This is a genomic window from Thauera chlorobenzoica, from assembly GCF_001922305.1.
GTDB lineage: Bacteria > Pseudomonadota > Gammaproteobacteria > Burkholderiales > Rhodocyclaceae > Thauera > Thauera chlorobenzoica.
The window spans coordinates 234,828-254,322 of sequence record NZ_CP018839.1 but is presented as its reverse complement, the minus strand read 5'-3'; the positions used below and the strand labels follow the sequence as shown (position 1 = coordinate 254,322).

Genomic DNA, 19,495 nt, shown 5'->3' with positions numbered 1-19,495 from the left:
AGCGGGCCAGGCGCGCGCTCCACCGCCGGCCCGCAGCCCGCCCCTCAGCGCGGGAACTGGCCCGGCGCGCGCGCCATCGCGAACACCGTCAGCACCCCGGTGTAGCCGTAGAGCCGGCTGTGGGCGATTTCCCCGGCGGCGAAGAATCCCGCCAGCGGCACATTGCCGAGCACGTCGCGGATCGCCAGCAGTTCGGCCGCCGGGGCACCAAAGTGCGGGCCGCCGCGCCCCGAGCAGCTGACATACACGGCGCCGGCGGCGAGTTGCTCGCAGTCGAGCAGCTGGTCGCGGATCTCGCGCGCGGCGCGGCGCAGGTCGGCCATCGCCGCCTGCGGATCGCGGCGGCAGAAGGCGAGCCAGGTGCCGGTCTCGAGCTCGTCGGCGATCGCCAGCACGCGGGCACGCGGGTCCATGCCGACGATGTTGCGCACCAGCATGTCGGCACCGAACGCCGCCGGAGCGACGATGTCATCGTCGGCGCGGCGGTGGAGGCCGACCAAAGTGCTCGACAGGGCGCGCGCGATCGGCTCGGCGGCCATGTCCTGCGGCAGGTCGAGGTCTTCCAGGGCGCAGGCGAGCGCGGGGCGGCCGTCGAGGGTGACGACGAGGTTGTCCTGCGCGCGCGACACCCGCCGGCGCGGGCCGATCGGCTGGCAGCCCTGGGTGACGCGCGAGATCACCGTGATCTCTTCGGCGAATGCCGCGCCCGACAGGCCGCCACCGTCGAACACCGCATCGGCGATCTGCACCGCGCGCCGGCGCGAGGCCGACAGGCCGCCGAACAGATATCCCGAAGCGGTGCGCGCGGCCAGTTCGGGCAGCAGCTCCTGCAGGTCGGGCGTGCGCCCGTCGGCGTGGACCAGCGCGGTGTGGGCATGGAAGCCTTCGCTGTCCATGCGCAGCGGCTGGCGCCCGGAAAACACCCGGAAGCTGTTGCGCGCCAGCGGCGCCAGCATCAGCACCAGCGCCGGCTCGTCGAAATGCTCGGCGCCGGTGGCGGCGACGCCGACTCCGACCGTGCCCACCCAATGGACGCCGGGCAGGCGGCGCTGCAGTTCGGCGAGCAGTTCCTCGGCAGCGGCGGCGAAGTGGTCGGTGAAGTAGCACAGGCCGAAGGTGTATTCGATGTCGCTGGCATGGGCGATGGCGCCATGGACATCGTGCATCAGCGCATCGAACGCCTCGGCCAGAGCGACGTGCCAGTCGGGGTTCGCGGCGTGGGCGGAAGCGAAGCGGGCGCGGATCATGTCGGCTCCCGAAGGAAGAAGGACTCCAGCGCGGCCGCAACCTGTTCGGGCTGGTCGTGCTGGACGTTGTGCCCGGCGCCGGAAATCGTGACCTGGCGCACGTCGGCAAAACACGCCGCACGCCGCTGCAGTTCGGCCGGATCGTCACCGAAGCGCTCCAGCACGAAGCCTTCGTCGCCGATCAGCAACAGCACCGGCGCACGCACCCGACGCCAGCACGCCATCGCGTCCTCGACCCGGTAGGGAAAGGGCGAAGGCAGCTTGTGCCACGGATCGCAGCCCATCTCGACCTGGCCGTCGCCGCGCACGCGGCCGACATGGCGGGCGAGAAAATCCGCCCGCTCCGGCGTCAGCCGCGGATTGGCCGCGCACAGCCGGCGGGCGAGCGCGCCATGGTCGGGATAGACGCGCAGTCGCGGCGGCTCGGCCTGCGCCGCGATCCACTTCTGCAGCAACGCCGGCGCTTCGGCGTCGGGCGGGCGCCTGAGGCCGAGGAAATCGAGCATCGCCACCTGGCTCACCCGTTCCGGGTACAGGCCGGCGTAGATGCCGGCGACGTTGCCGCCCATGCTGTGGCCGGCCAGGCGCACCGGCTCGCCGGGGGCGTAGTGCGCCAGCAGCGCGTCGAGGTCGGCATAGTAGTCGGGAAACCAGTACGGCCGCCCGAGCCAGGTGCTGCCGCCGAAGCCGCGCCAGTCGGGTGCGATCACCTGCCAGTCGTGGCGCAGGGCTTCGACCACGAACTGGAAGGTCGCCGACGAATCCATCCAGCCATGGAGCAGGAACAGTCGCGGCGCATCGGCCGCGCCCCAGCGCCGGACCTTGTACTGCAGGCCGCGGATATCGAGTTGTTCGGTGGTGGAGATGGTGTGGCGCATACAAAAATGGAAGACAGCAGTAAGGATCCTGCCTTCATTCTAGCCTCCGCACGGCGGCCGTACCCGCCGCACACGGCGGCCGGCACCTGGCCTGTGCCGGGGCAGCGCTTATAATCGGTGCCTTTGACGCGGTCCGAAGGGCCGCCCGCCTCGCCCCTGCGCCCGGCCCCCGGCCCCCGGCCCGCACGAGCGCATCCGCGACCTCATCCTTTTCCGCCGCCGTTCTTTCCGCCAGCCTGTCCGAGTCCGCCTTGACTTCCGTCCCCCGCGTCACGCCACCGCCCGCCAGCGCCGCCCGCAACCATCCGCGTTCGCCAGGAGCACTCTTCGTCGCCTTCACCCTCCTCGCCCTGCAGGGTTTCGGCGGCGTGCTCGCGGTGGCACAGCGCGAGCTCGTCGACCGCCGCGGCTGGCTCGGCCGCGACGAGTTCATCGAAGCCTACTCGCTGGCCCAGCTGCTGCCCGGGCCCAACGTCGTCAACCTGTCGCTGATGGTCGGCGACCGCTTCTTCGGCTGGCGCGGCGCGCTCGCCGCCATCTCCGGGATGCTCCTCGCGCCGCTCGTGCTGGTGCTCGCCGCCGCCGCCGGCTACCAGCAGCTGGCGGGCTACCCGGCGGTGGCGGGCGCGCTGCGCGGCATGGGCGCGGTGGCTGCGGGGCTGATCCTGGCGATGGCGTGCAAGATGCTGCTGACCCTGCGCAAGAACCTGATGGGGCCGTGGCTGTGCGCCCTGCTCGGGCTCACCGCGCTGATCGCGGTGGTCGTGTTCCGCGTGCCGCTGGCATGGATCGTGATCGGCCTCGGCCTCGCCGGCTGGAGCCTGGCGCGCGTCTGCATCATGCGCCAAAGCGGAGGCCCGCCAGCGCAACCCGGCAACGCTGCCGCCTCGCCCGGAGCCGGACCGCAGCGCCCGGGGGCGATCGCCGCAGGCACCACCGCTACCCGTTCCCCGCCCGAGGCCGAGCAATGAGCGCACTCCCCGCGGCCGATCTCGCCGACCTGTTCCTGCATTTCCTGATGCTGTCGCTGCTGTCGATCGGCGGCGCGATGTCGACCGCGCCGGAGATGCATCGCTACTTCGTCGTCGAGCGCGGCTGGCTGGCCGACGCCGACTTCACCACCGCGATCGCCCTCGCCCAGGCCGCACCGGGGCCGAACGTGCTGTTCGTGCCGGTGCTGGGCTTCCAGGTCGCCGGCGTGATCGGTGCCGCCGCCGCGCTGGTCGGCATCCTGCTGCCGTCGACCCTGCTCTCGCTCGGCGTCAGCCGCTGGGGCGCCAGCCGCCGCAACACCCCCGGCGTGCGCGCCTTCACCGCCGGGCTGGCGCCGGTGACGGTCGGCCTGGTGTTCGCCACTGGCTGGCTGCTCGCCCTGCCCTTCGTCGGCGCGCCGGAGCACCGCCTCGGCGCCCTTGCCCTGATCGGCGCCACCGCCCTGGTCACCCTGAAAACCCGCCTCGCGCCGATGTGGATGATCGCCGTCGGCGCGCTCGCAGGCGCGCTCGGCTGGGTGTAGGCGTGCGCGCGCCGAAGCGCGCCGGTCAGATGTTGCGGGTGTGGAAGGGCAGGTGACGCATGTGCAGCGAGAGGCCCAGCGCAGCCATGTGGTTCGCATTGCGCCGGAGGATCCGCTCCGACAGGGGGAGGAATTCCGCTTCCTCGAAGGAGGCATGCTCGGCATATTTGCGCAGCAGGCGCTCGACTTCGGCGAAATCGATCTGGACGCTCTGGCCCTTGGCCGCTTTCTTTACCGCGGGGGCGAGACGCTTCCAGATGGCTTCCGCTTCGCGATGCTCCCGTACCAGCCGCCCGACGAGCTGTTTGACGAGTTCGAGCTCCTCGCCGGGCAAGGCACTCGCCAGCACCGCGGGGAAGAGCTCTTCCTCCTCCTCGGCATGGTGCTCGATCACGGCCTGACCGAACATCTCCACCACCCGCTGCGCGACCAGCCTGGCACGCTCGGCCGCCGATAAAAGCGCCGGCAGTTCGGAGAAGGCCTCCAGCTCTTTGAGAATCCCCACATGGCACTTGGAGAAATCGGAGATGGGGGTCTCGCCCCTCCGGCAGAACTCTTTTCGCTCACGGTTGGCATCCTTTCAATTTTTGACCGCTTTGGGGTACGCATCCGGCCGCAATCGCCCGCTCACGACATTGCCCCCGGCAACCACAGGACCAGGACCGGAAAAGCGAGCAGCAGCACCAGCCGCAACAGGTCGGCGACGATGAAGGGCAGGATCCCACGCACCACCGTCCCGGACGATACGCCGCGCGTCGCCGCCTGGACGACGAAAAGGTTCATGCCGATCGGCGGGGTGATCAGACCGATCTCGGCCACCGTGACGACGACGATGCCGAACCAGATCAGGCTGTAATCGAGTTGCAGCGCGACCGGCGCCAGCAGCGGCACGGTCAGCAGGATCATCGACATGGAGTCCATGAAGCAGCCCAGGATCAGGTAAAAAACCAGGATCAGCACCATCACGGCCAGCGGGCTGAGGCCGGAAGCCTCGATCTGGCTGATCAGAAACTGGGGCAGCCCGGTGTTCTCGAGAAAGAAATTGAACAGCGCCGCGCCGATCAGGATGAAGAAGATCATCCCGGTCAAGGCAGCCGTCTCGGCGACCGACTCACGCAGCGCCCGAGCGCTCAGCTTGCCCGAGCTCAGGGCCAGCAGGAACGCGCCGACCGCACCCACGGCAGCCGCTTCGGTCGGCGTGAACAACCCCACATAGATGCCACCGATCACCGTCACGAACAGCACCACCACCGGCCAGATCTGCCCGAGATAACGGATGCGGTCGGCCCACCCCGTGCGCGGCGAGGACGGGGCGAGGCCGGGATTCTGCCTCACCCGGACCACGATCGCGAGCGCATACAGAACCGCACCGAGGATTCCCGGAATCAGCGCGGCAATGAACAGCTGCCCGATCGAACTCTGCGTCAGCAGGCCGTAGATCACCAGCAGTACCGACGGCGGGATGAGCACGCCGAGGGTGCCGCCGGCGGCAACCGTGGCCGTGGCCAGCGAGTCGTCGTAACCGGCGCGTTTCATCTCGGGCAATGCGACCCGGCCGATGGTCGCGACCGTAGCGAGGGAACTGCCGCAGATCGCCCCGAAAAAGGCACAGGCACCGACCGTGGTCACCGCGAGCCCGCCCCGCCGATGGCCGACGAAGCTGTTGATCGCGTTGAACAGCGAGCGCGACAAGCCCGCATGGGAGGCAAAGACGCCCATCATCACGAACAGCGGAATGACGCTGAAGGAATAAGGAAAGATCGACTCGAAGGGGCTCGAACCAAGGATATAGGCGGTGCCCGCCCAGCCGTTCAGCCACCAGTAGCCGAGTACGCCGATGATCCCCATGGCGATGGCGACCGGCATCCCGAGCGCGATCAACCCGAGCGCGGCGACGAAACCTGCGAGGCCGAGAAATCCATCACTCATTGCGGGTCCCCTTCTGCGAGGTGGCAAGCACCTCCAGCACAACTCCAGGCAGCGACAGGGTGAGCCCGGCGAGCAGCGGGTACCAGTACCACGCCACCGGAATGCCGAGCTGCTGCGAGCGATCGCCGTAAGCCGAACGGACGTCGAAGGTCTCGAAGCCGTACCAGAGCATCAAGCCCACCAGCGCCAGCGCGACCGCCGCAACGAAAAGCCGCAACGGAGCCCTCAGCGCGCCCGGCAGGGACTTGACCACGAAGTCCACGCCGACATGGGCACCGGTCATGAACGCGAACGGCATCACCAGCCAGGCGCCGGTGACGACCAGCAACTGCACCAGATCGACCACCCCTTGCACGGGCAGGTCGAAGTTCCGTCCAATCACATCGGCCACCGTGACCAGCGCGGCACCGCCGTATGCGGCGACGCCCAATGCGGCCAGGGCCGTCACGAGGGAACGTGCGAGGCTATGCACTCGAGTCACCGGGTTGTCTCCTATCAGAGGTGAGCGACCGGTCCGGGCACGGCTGCCGCACGGACCGGTCCGGGCCAGGACTTCAACGTCCTTGCTGTTTCGCCGCCTGGAATGCGGCGACCTTTTCCTGCATCAGGCGGTAGATCTCCTCGGCATTGTCCACGCCTTCGTTCTTCACTTTCTGGACGTAGGCCTCGATCATCGGCTGCAGCGCCTTGCGCCAGCGTTCACGCTCGGCATCCGACAGCTCGGTGACCACATGGCCGGCGGCAACTGCTTCGTCGCGCCCCGGCTTGTCCCAGGCGTCCCACCAGGCGTCGAACTTGGCGACCAGCGCGTCCCCCGAGTGCTGATCGATGCAGGCGCGCGCCTTCGGGCTGAGCCGCGCATACGAGCGCTCGTTCATGACGAAGAAGAACGACACGGTGTAGGCGCCGAGATCGAGGTGGTTGCTCAACACCTCGTTCAGGCCGAAGGACTTGACCGGATCCCAGGGGAATACGGTGCCGTCCAGCACGCCGCGCTGGAGGTTCTCGTAGACTTCGCCGGGCGGCAGGCCCTGCGGCGTCGCGCCGAGGAAGGACAGCATGTCCGAAACCGCCGGGCTCGGCGTGCGGATACGCAGCCCTTTCATGTCCTCCATGGTCTCGACCTTCTTCCCGCGGGTGTGCAGCAAGCCGCCGTTATGCGCATGAAGCGCCAGGACCTTCAGGCCTTTGTACTCTTCAGCCAGTACCCCGGGCAGCAGCTGCCACAGCGCATGCGTCGCCGCGCCCGCGTCATCGGTCAGGAAGGGCATGTCGATCAGCGAGGTCCGCGGAAAGCGGCCGCGCGGGATGCCGTGCAGGCCGTGGGCGATATCGACCACGCCAGCGACGACCTGCTCCTGCTGGCGCGCGACGTTGCCCAGTTGGGTACCGGCCGGGAACACCTCGAACTCGACTTCGCCACCGGAGCACTCCGCGACCTGCTTGGTCCACGGCATGATGAAATCGGTATGGATGCCGTGCACCGAAGGCAGATAGTGGCTGAGCTTCAATTTGGTCCGGGCTTCGGCGTCGTTCGCGATACCCAGAGCCATCACCGCCGACAGTGCGGCACCGATGAGTGCATTACGCTTGGATTTCATTTTGTCTCTCCTGTGTGAACTTCTTGGCTACGACTCGCGGGATCACAGCGCCAGCTTGATCCGCCCTCCACTTTTGGCGCGGGAACAACACGCCATCATGCGCCGGTTTTCAGCCCGTTCTGAGCGGGTCAGGACCAGATCGCGGTGATCGATCTCGCCCTCCAGCACGGTCACCTCGCAGCTCCCGCACAGCCCCTCGCAGCAATCGCTGGCGAGGTCGATGCCGACCGCCCGGATCGCTTCGAGCAGCGTCGTATCGGCGGCAACCGCTACGGTCAGGCCGGAATCCATCAACTCCACCTCGAAGGCACTCTCCTGCTCCGGATCGAGGCCGGAGCCCTGTGCAGAGAAATGTTCGAAATGAAGCGTATTGCCCGGCAATTCAGCGCTAAGGTCTTCCAGCGCGCGAATCATCCGCGCCGGTCCGCAAGCGTAGATCTGCGCGCCTTCCGCCAAGGAACCGACGATGGCCGGCAGATCGACGCGCTCGCCCTCTTGTTTTGAATAGATCCGGACATGGCCACCGTGATCGGATTCGAGTCGGGCGAGGAACGCCATCGAGGCGCGCGAGCGACCCGCGTAATGGATCACGTAATCACGGCCGAGCATTTTCAGCCGGTCCGCCATCGCCAGGATCGGCGTGATCCCGATTCCGCCCGCAACCAGCACGTAGCCGCGGGCGCTTTCATCGAGGCGGAACAAGTTGTTGGGCCCCCGCAACTTCAATTCCGTCCCCGGGCGCACGACTTCATGGAGATAACGGGACCCGCCGCGTCCCTGCTCTTCGAGGAGGATCGCGACATCGTAGCCGGGCGCATCGGGCCGCCCGCACAGCGAATATTTGCGCTCATATTCGCCCAGGCAGAGTTCGCCATGCGCCCCCGCGCTCCAGCGCGGCAGCGGCCGCCCCCTGACATCCTCCAGCGTCAGCCCGAGAACACCGTCGGCCTCCCGCCGGACCGCGGTCACCCGGACCTTGCGCGCGATCTCCTTGCGCAGCGGCGCACCGACGGGAAAATGAACGCCCCCGCGCCGTAGCGCCGGGTTGGCGCGCTCAGGATTCTGCTCGGGGTTCCATTCCACCCACAGGTTGTTGGGGCCGCGGAACGAGGTATTCGGCAGGTAGGTGAATTCCTGCTCGGCGAGGCGAAGGTGGGGCAGGCGGCGGCTCATCTCTTCGAGGAAGATGCGCATCTCCAGGCGGCCGATGTTCTTGCCCAGGCACTGGTGGCTGCCATAGCCAAACGTCAGATGCTCGACTGCGTTGTCGCGGTAGATGTCGAACTTGTCACCGTCTTCGAAGTGGCGCTCGTCCTGGTTGCCCGAGGCCTGAACGATCAGCAGCTTCGCGCCTGCGGGCAGCTCCACGCCGCCCAGCTGCGCGGGAGCGGTGGTCTCGCGCCGCCAGGCCACCATCGATCCGGCATAGCGCAGGCACTCCTCGACCGCGTTGGGGATCAGCGACGGGTCGGCACACACGTCCTCCCAGGCGTCGCGATGGGTCAGCAGCGTCTTGAACATGTTGGTCGAGGCCAGCGAGGTGGTCTCGTGCGCCGCGACGATGATCGCCATCATCATCGAATGGACATAGCTGTCGGTGACGATCTCGGGAATCTCGGCGTTCTTGCGGATGGTGTAGTGCATCCAGCCCTCACCGTCCGGATCGGCCCGCATCTTTTCGATCACTTCGCCGGCGTATTGCCAGAAACGGCCCACCGCATGGGCGACCTCGATCTGCTGCTCCGGCGTCGGCCGCCCCCAGGTGTTGACCGCATGCGCGACCGCGAAGCTGCGCATGCGCTCGATCTCGTCCTCGGGCACGCCGAGAAAGTGCAGCGCGATCGTCAGCGGAACCTCGTACAGCATTTCTTCGACCAGGTCGACGCGGCCACGGTCGATGAAGCCGTCGATCTTCTCCCGTGTCAGGCGCCGGACCATCTCCTGCTTGGCCTCGAGGTTCTCGGGCATGAAGTGGTCGAGCAAGACGCGGCGGCGCTCCATGTGGGCGGGCTCGTCCTCGTTGACCAGCGTCCGGTTCATCGCATAGCCATAGCTTGCGAGCACCTTCATCGCCTCCGGCGTCGCCGGAGTGATCTTTTCCAGCGCATTGCGCGGTGAATACAGCACGTTGTCACGGAACACGGACTTTATGTCGTCATAGCGGCTGACGATCCAGTAACCGAGTTTGGGGCTGTAGAAAACCGGCAGCTGATCGCGCGACCAGCGCAGCGCCTCGGCCGGATCGACCTGGTACGGCCCCTCGAAGGGGTCGAAGGCGGCGGCCAGCCCGGACACCGGACAAGCGCCCTCGGAATGACGGACAGGGCATGCGCCCCGCGCCGGCTGCGGTTGAGTTGAGTTCTCGATCGTCACGACGTCTCTTCCTGACAGGTTCAGTTATAGGAAACAAACCATCCCGAAGCGTTGGCAATCCACCCCGATCATTCAGGATTGCAGCTCGGCACGATTGCGGAAGTGCGCCAGCGCCTCGGGGTTGGCGAGCGCTTCCTGGTTCTTCACCGGACGGCCGTGCACCACGTTGCGCACCGCCAGTTCGACGATCTTGCCGCTCTTGGTGCGCGGAATGTCCGCCACCTGCAGCACTTTCGCCGGCACGTGGCGCGGCGTGGTGTGCTCGCGGATGGTGCGCCGGATGCGCTCGACGAGCGCCTCGTCGAGCACGAGGCCTTCGCGCAGCTTGACGAACAGCACCACGCGCACGTCGTTGGGGTTCTGCGGCGGCCAGTCCTGGCCGATCACCAGGGATTCGACCACTTCGGCGAGCTGCTCGACCTGGCGGTAGATCTCGGCGGTGCCGATGCGCACCCCGCCCGGGTTCAGGGTCGCGTCCGAGCGCCCGTAGATCACTACGCCGTCGTGCGCGGTGAGCTCGCAGAAGTCGCCATGGCACCACACTCCGGGAAAGCGCTCGAAGTAGGCGGCGCGGTACTTGCTGCCGTCGGCGTCGTTCCAGAAGCCGACCGGCATCGCCGGGAACGGCCGCGTGCACACCAGCTCGCCCTTTTCCCCGCGCAGCGGGCGGCCGTCCTCGTCCCACACCTCGACCGCCATCCCCAGGCCGCGGCACTGGATCTCGCCGCGCCACACCGGCCGCACCGGGGAGCCGAGGACGAAGCAGGAGGCGATGTCGGTGCCGCCCGAGATCGACGACAGCTGGAGGTCGGCCTTGATCTCGCGATAGACGTAGTCGAAGCCTTCGGCCACCAGCGGGCTGCCGGTGCTCAGCAGCGCGCGCACCGTATCGAGGCGGTGGCTTTCCCGGGGCTTGAGGCCAAATTTCGCCGCGGCGTCGAGGAACTTCGCCGAGGTGCCGAAGTGGGTCATGCGCTCCGAATCGGCGTAGTCGAACAGGATCCGGTTGGCGCCGGCGAAGGGCGAGCCGTCGTAGAGCAGCACGGTGGCTTCGGCGGCGAGCGCCGACACCAGCCAGTTCCACATCATCCAGCCGCAGGTGGTGAAGTAGAAGACGCGGTCGCCGGGTTTGACGTCGGCATGGAGGCGGTGCTCCTTGAGGTGCTGCAGCAAGGTGCCACCGGCGCCGTGCACGATGCACTTGGGCACGCCGGTGGTGCCCGAGGAGTACATGATGTAGAGCGGGTGGTCGAAGGGCAGCGCGGCGAACTCGATGTCGTCAACGAGGCGGAACGGGGCGACGAAGTCGGCGTACGAGCGCGCATGGGGCACCCCGGCGAGGTCGTCGCGGTGATGCACGTAGGGGACGACGACGACGCGCTCGACCGAGGGCAGCCCGCCGACGATCTCGCCCAGCTTGCCGAGCACATCGACGGTCTTGCCGTTGTAGTAGTAGCCGTCGCAGGCGAGCAGCACCTTGGGTGCGGTCTGGCCGAAGCGGTCGAGCACGCCCTGCACCCCGAAGTCGGGCGAGGCCGAAGTGAACACCGCGCCGATGCTCGCCGCCGCGAGCATCGCGATCACCGTCTCGGGCAGGTTCGGCATGTAGGCCGCGACCCGGTCGCCGGCGACCACGCCCTGCTCGCGCAGCGCGGCGGCGAAGTGGGCCACCGCCCGGTACAGTTCGGCGCGGGTGAGGCGGTTGTGCACCCGGTCCTCGCCCCAGAACACGATCGCATCCTGGTCGTCGCGCGCGCGCAGCAGGTTTTGCGCGAAGTTCAGCCGCGCATCGGGAAACCACTTCGCCCCCGGCATGCGATCGGCGTCGACCAGCACGCGCGCGCCGCGCGCGCCGATGACGCCGCCGCTGCCCTCGCCGTCCCATATGCCGTCCCATATGCTGACCCAGAACTGCTCGGGCTGCGCCACCGACCAGGCGTACAGCGCACCGTAGTCGGGCAGGGACACGCCCCAGCGCCTCTCCGCCGCGAGGCGGAAGGCGGTGACGGTGGCGTTCGCCACGCGCTCGGCGGAGGGGGTCCAGAGAGGTTGATCAGTCTTCATCGATGCCACTCATTCGTATGCGTATGCGATTCAGGGCGCGCCTGCCCGCGCGCGCCGGACGCGGCCGTTACCGGACCGCCCGGCCGGGCCTCACTCGGCATCGGGCTGCGCCGCCGGTGCCGCGCGCCGGAACGCCTCCAGCTCCTCGCACCGGGCGGCGATCGCGCGCACCGTTGGCATCGCCGAGAGATCGCAGTCGAAACGCCGGGCGTTGAACACCTGGGGCACCAGGCAGCAGTCGGCCAGGCCGGGGCGGTCGCCATGGCAGAATGCCCCGCTGCGCCCGTCGCCGGCGAGGCGGGCCTCGACCGCGGCGAGGCCGAGCTCGACCCAGTGCCGGTACCACGCATTGCGCTGCGCTTCGGTGGCGCCGAACTCCCGCCCGAGGTACTGCAGCACCCGCAGGTTGTTGATCGGGTGGAGGTCGCAGGCGATCATCTGGGCGATCTCGCGCACGCGCGCCCGATCGAGCGCCTGCGCGGGCAACAGCGGCGCCTGCGGATGGGTCTCGTCCAGATACTCGATGATCGCGAGCGACTGCGTCAGCACCCGCCCCGCATCCTCCAGCGCCGGCACCAGGCCGGCCGGATTCAGCACCAGATACTCGGGCCGACGCTGCTCCCCGCCGTCGCGTGTCAGGTGAACCGGGACCGCCTCGTAGTCCAGCCCCTTGAGGTGGAGGGCGATCCGCACGCGGTAGGCGGCCGAGCTGCGGAAGTAGGTGTAGAGCTTCATCGCCTCAGCCCCCGAGCGCCGCCACCCGGTTCTCGATCGTGCCGAACACGCTGCGGCCCTCGCGATCGAACATCTCGATGCGCACGGTATCGCCGTCGCCCATGAACGGAGTCGCCGGCTTGCCCTGCTCGATGGTCTCGTAGGTGCGCAGCTCCGCCAGGCAGCAGTAGCCGACACCGCCGTGCTCGATCGACGAGCCCCACAGGTCGCCCTGCTTGTTCGACACCGTCCCCGAGCCGATGATCGAGCCGGCCTCGAGCGCGCGCGTCTTCGCCACGTGGGCGACCAGCCGGCCGAAGTCGAACGTCATGTCCACACCGGCGTTCGGCTTGCCGAACAGCTTGTCGTTCAGATGCACCACCAGCGGCAGGTGCACCTTGGCGTCCTTCCACGCCGCGCCGAGCTCGTCGGGCGTCACCGCCACCGGACTGAAGGCCGAAGCGGGCTTGCTCTGGAAGAAGCCGAAGCCCTTCGCGAGCTCATTCGGGATCAGGTTGCGCAGCGATACGTCGTTCACCAGCATCACCAGCCGGATCGCCTGCGCCGCCTCTTCCGGGCTCGCCCCCAGCGCCACGTCGCCGGTGACCACGGTGACTTCGGCCTCGAAGTCGATCCCCCAGGCCTCGTCGGCCACCACCGCGTCGCGCGGGCCGATGAAGCTGTCCGAGCCGCCCTGGTACATCAGCGGGTCGGTGTAGAAGCTCGCCGGCACTTCGGCGTTGCGCGCGCGGCGCACCAGTTCGACGTGGTTGAGGTAGGCCGAGCCGTCGGCCCACTGATAGGCGCGCGGCAGGGGCGAGGCGCAGGCGGCCTGGTCGAAGGGCTGCGCGTCGACCGCGCCGCTGTTGACCGCCTCGTACACCTGGCGCAACTGCGGCTCGCACACCGCCCAGTCGTCGAGCGCGGCCTGCAGCGTGCGCGCGATCGCCGGCACCGCACGGCAGCGGGTGAGGTCGCGGCTGACGACGACCAGGGTGCCGTCGCGGCCGCCGTGCTTGAGGGTGGCGAGTTTCACTTGAACATCTCCTTGTAGCTGCCGTCGTGCATCCAGGCGGCATGCTTGGGAGCCTTCTTCGTCTGCGCCCACTCCTCGAGCATCGCCCACTTCACCTGGTCGAGGGCCTCGTACATCTTCGGCGAGGCGGTGTTGGCCGCAAGCTCGAGGCGATGGCCGTTGGGGTCGTAGAAGTAGATCGACTGGAACAGGGCGTGGTCGGTGGGGCCGACGACTTCGATGCCTTCGGCCTCGAGGCGGGCCTTGGCCGCCATCATCACCTCGATCGACTCGACCTGCAGCGCCAGGTGCTGGGTCCATGCCGGGGTGTTCTGATCGCGCCCCATCGGCGTGCAGGTGGGCAGCTCGAAGAAAGCGAGCACGTTGCCCATGCCGGCGTCGAGGAAGATGTGCATGTAGGGATCGGGCTCGCCGGTGGAAGGCACCGCGTCCTCGGCGATCGACAGCACCAGCTTCATGCCGAGATGCTTTTCGTACCAGCGCGCGGTCTCGAGCGCGTCCTTGCAGCGGTAGGCCACGTGGTGGATCTTTTTCACGATCGGGGTCATTGCAGTCTCCTCTCTCTGGTAAACGTCCCCTCGGCAAGGGGGTGTTGCGTTTATTGCCGCATAAGTCACAACGCCATTAAAGTCGAAACCGTTTTATCATTCAAACGACTTTTTCATATCGACTTATCGGATAAGCAAATGAATGTAACGCTGCGCCAGCTCCGCGCCTTCCTCGCCGTCACCCGGACCGGGAGTTTCACCCTCGCGGCCGAGAGCCTCTACATCACGCAGTCGGCCCTCAGCGGGCTGATCAAGGAACTGGAGCAGGTCCTGGGCGTTCGCTTGTTCGACCGCAGCACACGGCGGATCCAGTTGTCGGAGGTCGGCCGCGGGATCTATCCGCACATCGAGAAGATCCTCGTCGACCTCGACGGTGCGCTCGACGAGGTTGCAAACATCAAGGCACTGAAACGGGGTGTGGTGCGCATCGCGGCCCCCCAGTTGATGGCCTGCACGCTACTGCCGGACGTGATCGCTGCGTTTGCGCGCGACCATCCGGACATCACCATCCGGCTCATCGACTGCGCGGTCGAGAGCGTGACCTCACGGGTCTTTTCCGGGGAGGTGGACCTCGGGGTCGGCCCCGAGCGGGACCCGAATTCCGACATCGACGCCGCGCTGCTCTTCGAGTTGCCCTTCCATGCGGTTTTTCACCGCGACCACCCGCTGGCGAACGCCGGGTCGGTGCGCTGGGCCGAACTCGCCAGCTACCCGCTGATCACCCTGCAGGGTCAGTTCACCGAGCGCCTGTCGACCGATCTTCACAACGCGATGCGCGAACTCGACCTCAACCCCAACGCGACCGTGACCTTCATGTCCACCGCACTGAGCATGGTTTCGGTCGGACTCGGGGCGACGATCTGCATTCCCTATGCCGCTTCGCTCGTCCGCCTGTATGGCTTGAGGATGCGCCCGCTCGTTGCCCCTGAAGTCTTCCGCCGCTTCTACATCTTCACCCGCAACGGCCGCTCGCTCTCGCCTGCCGCCGCGGCGTTCCGCGATCATTTGTCACGATACATCGCAGAGCACGCCATCTTCTCCGCCGCGGATACGTAAAAAGCATGGATGCCGCGGCGGCGGAGCCGCACCCGGCGCATCCCGGCATCGCGACCGGACACCGCTTCCACCCAAACAGTTGAACATCGAACATTTTATAGTTGCTTTTTAAATGCATCTTCTGTTAGCCTTCAACCATCGATTCCGGGCTACCCGCTAGTTACCGACTGACTCATCCCTTGCAGCAAGGCGTGCACTCGATCGCCACAATCGACCGATAAGGCACTGTTTACAGGGTTCGAGCGGGTTTCCAGGCTTCGTTCCAACCCCATCCATTTGGCGCGATATCTCGCGGCAAAGCAGGAAAGCTGCACAGAACAGCCGTAAAAGTTTCATCTTATATACATGTACTAGACTCTTGTGCCGCGAAAGGCCCTGCAAGAGTCCTCACCGGATAAGGAGCGTGGAATGTCTTTCGTGGTCAAAAACAACATTACCTGGGTCGGCAAGCTCGATTGGGAGCTGCGTGAGTTTCACGGCGCGGAATACTCGACGCATAAAGGATCGAGCTATAACAGCTACCTCGTGCGCGAGGAAAAAGTCGCACTGATCGATACCGTCTGGAGTCCCTACGCCCAGGAGTTCGTCGACAACCTCGAAAAGGAAATCGATCTCGAGCGGATCGACTACATCATCGCCAACCACGCCGAGATCGACCACAGCGGTGCGCTCCCGGCATTGCTGGCGAGGATTCCCGACACCCCGATCTATTGCACCGAGAATGGGGTCAAATCGCTCAAAGGACACTTCCACAAGGACTGGAACTTCCGCATCGTCAAGACCGGCGACACGCTCGACCTCGGCAACGGCAAGCAGCTGGTATTCGTCGAAGCGCCGATGCTGCACTGGCCGGACAGCATGCTGACGTATCTGAGCGGCGACGCGGTGCTGTTCAGCAACGACGCGTTCGGCCAGCACTACGCCAGCGAAAAGATGTACAACGACCTCGTGGACCAGGACGAGCTGCGCGCCGAGTGCCTGAAGTATTACGCCAACATCCTGACGCCGTTCAGCCCGCTGGTGACGGCGAAAATCAAGGAAGTGCTGTCGTTCAACCTGCCGCTCGACATGATCTGCCCGGCCCACGGCGTGATCTGGCGCGACAATCCGGCGCAGATCGTCGAGCAATACCTGGCGTGGGCCGACGATTACCAGGAAAACCAGATCACCCTGGTGTACGACACGATGTGGAACGGCACCCGCCACATGGCGGAAGCGATCACCCGCGGCATCCGCGCCGCCGACCCGGCGGTCGAAGTCAAGATGTTCAACCTCGCCCTTTCCGACAAGAACGACGTCCTGACCCAGGTGTTCAAGTCGAAAGGCGTGCTGATCGGCTCGCCCACCGTCAATAACGGCATGCTCCCGCAAGTGGCGGCGCTGCTCGAGGAAATGCGCGGGCTGCGCTTCCGCGGCAAATACGCCTCCCCGTTCGGCAGCCACGGCTGGAGCGGCGGCGCCGTCGACCGCATCGGCGAACGCCTCGAAGAGGCCGGCTTCAATGTCGCCAGCGGCATCAAGGCACTGTGGAAACCAACCGAGGACGCCCTCGCCGACTGCGTCGCCTTCGGCCAGCGCATCGCGCAGGAATGGCGCGGCAGCCCGGAGCCGGCAAATGTGATCGAGAGCACAGCAGCCGCGGCGCAGCCGGCACCGGCACGCCCCGCCCCGAAACCTGCTGCCGCGGCGGTCAGGAATACCCTTCCGGAGAGCGCAAGCGCGATGCGATGCCGGGTCTGCGGCTGGATCTACGACCCCGCGCAAGGCACCCCGGCACAAGGCATCGCTGCCGGCACCCCGTGGTCCGACATCCCCGACACCTTCCTCTGCCCGGAGTGCTTCCTCGGCAAATCCGTGTTCGAGCCGCTGCGCCGCATGCCGAGCGGCGCCGGCGCGACCACCGCCGCGGCATCGCAGTCCGCCCCCGTCGTGATCGTCGGCGGCGGCAGCGCGACCTACCAGCTGGTGCGCGCATTCCGCGCCCTCGATCCGCACACACCGGTCGTCGTCGTCACCGCCGACGACGGCGCCGACTATTCCAAACCGCAGCTGGTCCATGGCTTCAGCCGCAGGCTCGGTGCCGCCGACTTCGTCGAGCGCACGGCGGCACAACTGGCCCATGAGTTCGGCATCACGGTCCGGACCCATACCCGGGTGGACGCGATCGACCGGAAGCGGAAAACGGTACGGATCGGCGATGAAACGTTGCCCTACCGCGATCTCGTCCTGGCCCTCGGCGCCAACCCCTGGATTCCTCCGCTCGAAGGCAACGCCACCGATCGGATGATCACCCTCAACAACCTCGCCGATTACGAAAACTACCTGCGCCACGTCAGCGCCGGAGAGCGCGTGCTGGTCATCGGCGCCGGCCTGGTCGGCACCGAGATCGCGCTGGATCTCGCCGAGGGCGGGCAGCAGGTCTGGCTGACCGACTCCTCGCCGCACTCGCTCGCCAAGCTGTTGCCCGAATTCGTCAGCCGGCACCTCGAAGCAACGCTGGCGCAGAAAGGTTGCCGCCTCCACCTCGGGCACCGCGTCACCGCCCTCGACTCGAGCGGCGGCGCCATTGCGGCGCAGCTCTCGGACGGGACGACCGTCGAGGTCGACACCGTCATCGCCGCCGCAGGCCTGCGTCCCCGCACGGCGCTTGCAGGCGCGGCCGGGCTCAGGATCAATCGGGGCATCCAGGTCGATGCATATCTGCAAAGCAGCGCCGAGCACATCTACGCCCTGGGCGACTGCGCCGAAATCGAAGGGCTCGTGCTGCCCTTCATGCAACCGCTGGCGCTGTCCGCCCAGGCGCTCGCAAAAACGCTTGCCGGCGAGCCTACCCCGGTATGCCTGCCGGCAATGCCGACCGTCGTCAAAACGCCCGCCCTGCCGATCCAGGTCGGCGGTCGCACGGTCGCGGACGGCCTGAACTGGACCGTCGAGGGCGATGAAAGCGGCCTCACCGGCAAGGCACACAACGGCGACGGCGAACTGGTCGGCTACGTCGTTACCGGAGTCCATCTGGGCAATGGCGCAGCCCTGCTGCAACAGCTGCCGGCACTGCTCTGAGCTGCCCCCGGCCCCCCGCCGATCCACCCGACCGGCGGGGGGCAATGCACCAAAGGCGGGGCCGGCGCGCCCTGCCTGCGGCATAAAGGTGCGTCCGAAATACACCTATTTCAGCGCCCGTGGTACGCTTGCGCGCGACTCCGGCTACCCGGCCCATGAGCCGAACCGCCAGGAGCGGAAACCGGGGCAACACCAGCCCCCGAGACATGCCGAGAGAGCGCGATGCAGCTGACCCGATACACCGACTACGCGTTTCGCACGCTGATTTTTCTCGGACTGCAGAAGCCGGCCGAACTCGTCACGATCTCCATCGTGTCGGAGCATTTCGACATCCCCCGCAACAACCTGGTCAAGATCGTGAACCACCTGGCGCGGCTGGGTTATGTCGAAACGATCCGCGGCAAGGGCGGCGGAATCCGCCTCAACCGCCCGGCCACCAAAATCAACCTGCGAAGCGTCGTCGAAGCCGTCGAGGAAACGCTGACCCCGATCAACTGCCACGAGCCGACCTGCCGGATCCTTCCCTCATGCCGGCTGAACCACATCATGCTCGAGGCGCAGGAAGCCTTCCTCGCCGTGCTCGGCAAATACACCCTCAGCGATCTGCAGCAAGAACCGCAGCGCCTCGAAAAGCTCCTCAGGTGGACGCCGGCCTGAGCCCGATGCCGCTGGGTCCGATGCCATTCAGGTAGCAGAATCGGCGTCGGCACGCTGGGCGGGGTGCAGGCGCACATACCGCCGCGACGGTCGAGGTCCGGTCCGGTATGCCTTGGGGCGAATCGATCCACTTCGCCTGGCGCGAAGGGCCGTTGCTCAGTGCAGCTCGCCGGGCGGGGCACTCGTTCCCGGCGGCATCACCCCCGGAGCTTCGTCGACAGCGTACTCCTGGCGCTGGATCAGGGTCCGGGCCTGCAGACGGTGGAGCGCAAGGTAGTCGTCGCGCATCGCCACATCGCCCCCACTCGCCTCGAAGCGCCGGATCAGCCCGGCAATGTGCGCGAGCAGGATGTCGAATTCGGCGCGCACGCGCTGCGCCTCGGCGGGGGTCATCGGGGGTCGGGCGGGCCCGCTCACAGCGCCTTGATCTGCTCGCACAACCGGCGGGCGCTGCGCACCGCTTCGGCCTCGGCAGAATCCAGCTGCAGCACCGGGCCGGCATCGCGGGCACCGCCACCGGCCATTGCCGCCACGGCCCCGGCATGGCGCCGGAGCAGGCTGTCGAAGTTGAGACGGATGCGGAACAGCTCCAGGTCGAGCGCCTCTTGCTGCTGCTCGCAGCGGGTGCGCTGGGCGGGATCGCGGGTGACGGCGAGGATCGAGCGCAGGGTGTTGTGCAGCAGCTTTTCCGCCGCTGCGAGCTGGGGCATCACCTCGTCGATCAGCGTTCGCAGGGGGATGGTGTTGTCGAAGGACATGGTCGATTTTCGGCAGGGTCTGGCGGAAATGCCCGCACTCCCGGCGCGGCCAAGTCAG

At 67.2% G+C, this 19,495-nt stretch carries 18 protein-coding genes; 5 read left to right on the top strand and 13 right to left on the bottom strand.

Annotation, left to right across the window (positions count from 1 at the left end):
* Positions 1-44: 44 nt before the first annotated feature.
* Together Tchl_RS01180 and Tchl_RS01175 are read right to left on the bottom strand one after the other, a co-directional pair.
* Positions 45-1,247, bottom strand: a complete 1,203-nt coding sequence (locus tag Tchl_RS01180; RefSeq protein ID WP_075146779.1) for an FIST signal transduction protein — start codon at positions 1,245-1,247, stop codon at positions 45-47.
* Positions 1,244-2,125, bottom strand: a complete 882-nt coding sequence (locus tag Tchl_RS01175) for an alpha/beta fold hydrolase (RefSeq protein ID WP_075146778.1) — start codon at positions 2,123-2,125, stop codon at positions 1,244-1,246. Before Tchl_RS01175 ends, Tchl_RS01180 begins: the two co-directional genes overlap by 4 nt.
* A 251-nt stretch (positions 2,126-2,376) precedes the next feature.
* Here Tchl_RS01175 and Tchl_RS01170 point away from each other — a divergent pair, with 251 nt between their 5' ends.
* Positions 2,377-3,096 carry a chromate transporter gene (locus tag Tchl_RS01170; protein ID WP_083945086.1) on the top strand — a complete coding sequence of 240 codons (720 nt, stop codon included), beginning with the start codon at positions 2,377-2,379 and terminating at the stop codon, positions 3,094-3,096.
* Positions 3,093-3,641 carry a chromate transporter gene (locus tag Tchl_RS01165; protein WP_075146777.1) on the top strand — a complete coding sequence of 183 codons (549 nt, stop codon included), beginning with the start codon at positions 3,093-3,095 and terminating at the stop codon, positions 3,639-3,641. The genes Tchl_RS01170 and Tchl_RS01165 overlap by 4 nt, the downstream gene beginning before the upstream one ends.
* A 25-nt stretch (positions 3,642-3,666) precedes the next feature.
* Here the strand turns inward: Tchl_RS01165 and Tchl_RS01160 are convergent, their stop codons facing one another.
* The 9 genes from Tchl_RS01160 to Tchl_RS01120 all read right to left on the bottom strand — a co-directional run bounded on the left by Tchl_RS01160 (position 3,667) and on the right by Tchl_RS01120 (position 13,906).
* Entirely contained in the window at positions 3,667-4,170 is a 504-nt protein-coding gene (locus Tchl_RS01160) for a hemerythrin domain-containing protein (RefSeq protein ID WP_075146776.1), read from the bottom strand.
* A 98-nt stretch (positions 4,171-4,268) separates the two neighbouring features.
* The gene (locus Tchl_RS01155) at positions 4,269-5,570 is read right to left on the bottom strand and encodes a TRAP transporter large permease (protein WP_075146775.1); all 1,302 of its coding nucleotides are present in this window, start codon (positions 5,568-5,570) and stop codon (positions 4,269-4,271) included.
* Positions 5,563-6,051, bottom strand: a complete 489-nt coding sequence (locus Tchl_RS01150) for a TRAP transporter small permease (protein ID WP_075146774.1) — start codon at positions 6,049-6,051, stop codon at positions 5,563-5,565. Before Tchl_RS01150 ends, Tchl_RS01155 begins: the two co-directional genes overlap by 8 nt.
* 73 nt (positions 6,052-6,124) lie before the next feature.
* Complete coding sequence (locus tag Tchl_RS01145; RefSeq protein ID WP_075146773.1) at positions 6,125-7,171, bottom strand: TRAP transporter substrate-binding protein; 1,047 nt, start codon at positions 7,169-7,171, stop codon at positions 6,125-6,127.
* A gap of 42 nt (positions 7,172-7,213) precedes the next feature.
* Positions 7,214-9,466 carry a cytochrome P450/oxidoreductase gene (locus Tchl_RS01140; RefSeq protein WP_075146772.1) on the bottom strand — a complete coding sequence of 751 codons (2,253 nt, stop codon included), beginning with the start codon at positions 9,464-9,466 and terminating at the stop codon, positions 7,214-7,216.
* 150 nt (positions 9,467-9,616) lie between these two features.
* Entirely contained in the window at positions 9,617-11,608 is a 1,992-nt protein-coding gene (locus Tchl_RS01135) for an acetoacetate--CoA ligase (RefSeq protein WP_075146771.1), read from the bottom strand.
* Between the two features lie 90 nt (positions 11,609-11,698).
* On the bottom strand, positions 11,699-12,343 hold the full coding sequence (maiA, locus tag Tchl_RS01130; protein ID WP_075146770.1) for a maleylacetoacetate isomerase: 645 nt from the start codon (positions 12,341-12,343) through the stop codon (positions 11,699-11,701).
* A gap of 4 nt (positions 12,344-12,347) precedes the next feature.
* Positions 12,348-13,358, bottom strand: coding sequence for a fumarylacetoacetate hydrolase family protein (locus Tchl_RS01125; protein WP_075146769.1), 1,011 nt, complete (start codon positions 13,356-13,358; stop codon positions 12,348-12,350).
* The gene (locus Tchl_RS01120; protein ID WP_075146768.1) at positions 13,355-13,906 is read right to left on the bottom strand and encodes a VOC family protein; all 552 of its coding nucleotides are present in this window, start codon (positions 13,904-13,906) and stop codon (positions 13,355-13,357) included. The genes Tchl_RS01125 and Tchl_RS01120 overlap by 4 nt, the downstream gene beginning before the upstream one ends.
* A 138-nt stretch (positions 13,907-14,044) precedes the next feature.
* On the opposite strand from Tchl_RS01120, the gene Tchl_RS01115 reads away from it, so the two are divergent.
* From Tchl_RS01115 to Tchl_RS01105, 3 genes are all read left to right on the top strand, one after another.
* Positions 14,045-14,962 carry a LysR family transcriptional regulator gene (locus Tchl_RS01115; RefSeq protein WP_075146767.1) on the top strand — a complete coding sequence of 306 codons (918 nt, stop codon included), beginning with the start codon at positions 14,045-14,047 and terminating at the stop codon, positions 14,960-14,962.
* A gap of 408 nt (positions 14,963-15,370) precedes the next feature.
* The gene (gene norV / locus Tchl_RS18350; protein WP_075146766.1) at positions 15,371-18,022 is read left to right on the top strand and encodes an anaerobic nitric oxide reductase flavorubredoxin; all 2,652 of its coding nucleotides are present in this window, start codon (positions 15,371-15,373) and stop codon (positions 18,020-18,022) included.
* A gap of 222 nt (positions 18,023-18,244) precedes the next feature.
* Positions 18,245-18,679, top strand: coding sequence for an Rrf2 family transcriptional regulator (locus Tchl_RS01105; RefSeq protein ID WP_075146765.1), 435 nt, complete (start codon positions 18,245-18,247; stop codon positions 18,677-18,679).
* Positions 18,680-18,835: 156 nt separating this feature from the next.
* On the opposite strand, the gene Tchl_RS01100 is transcribed toward Tchl_RS01105, so the two are convergent.
* Positions 18,836-19,072 carry a hypothetical protein gene (locus tag Tchl_RS01100; RefSeq protein ID WP_075146764.1) on the bottom strand — a complete coding sequence of 79 codons (237 nt, stop codon included), beginning with the start codon at positions 19,070-19,072 and terminating at the stop codon, positions 18,836-18,838.
* 20 nt (positions 19,073-19,092) lie between these two features.
* A complete protein-coding gene (locus tag Tchl_RS01095) occupies positions 19,093-19,437 on the bottom strand; it encodes a hypothetical protein (RefSeq protein WP_075146763.1) in 345 nt (114 codons plus the stop codon).
* Between the last annotated feature and the right edge of the window lie 58 nt (positions 19,438-19,495).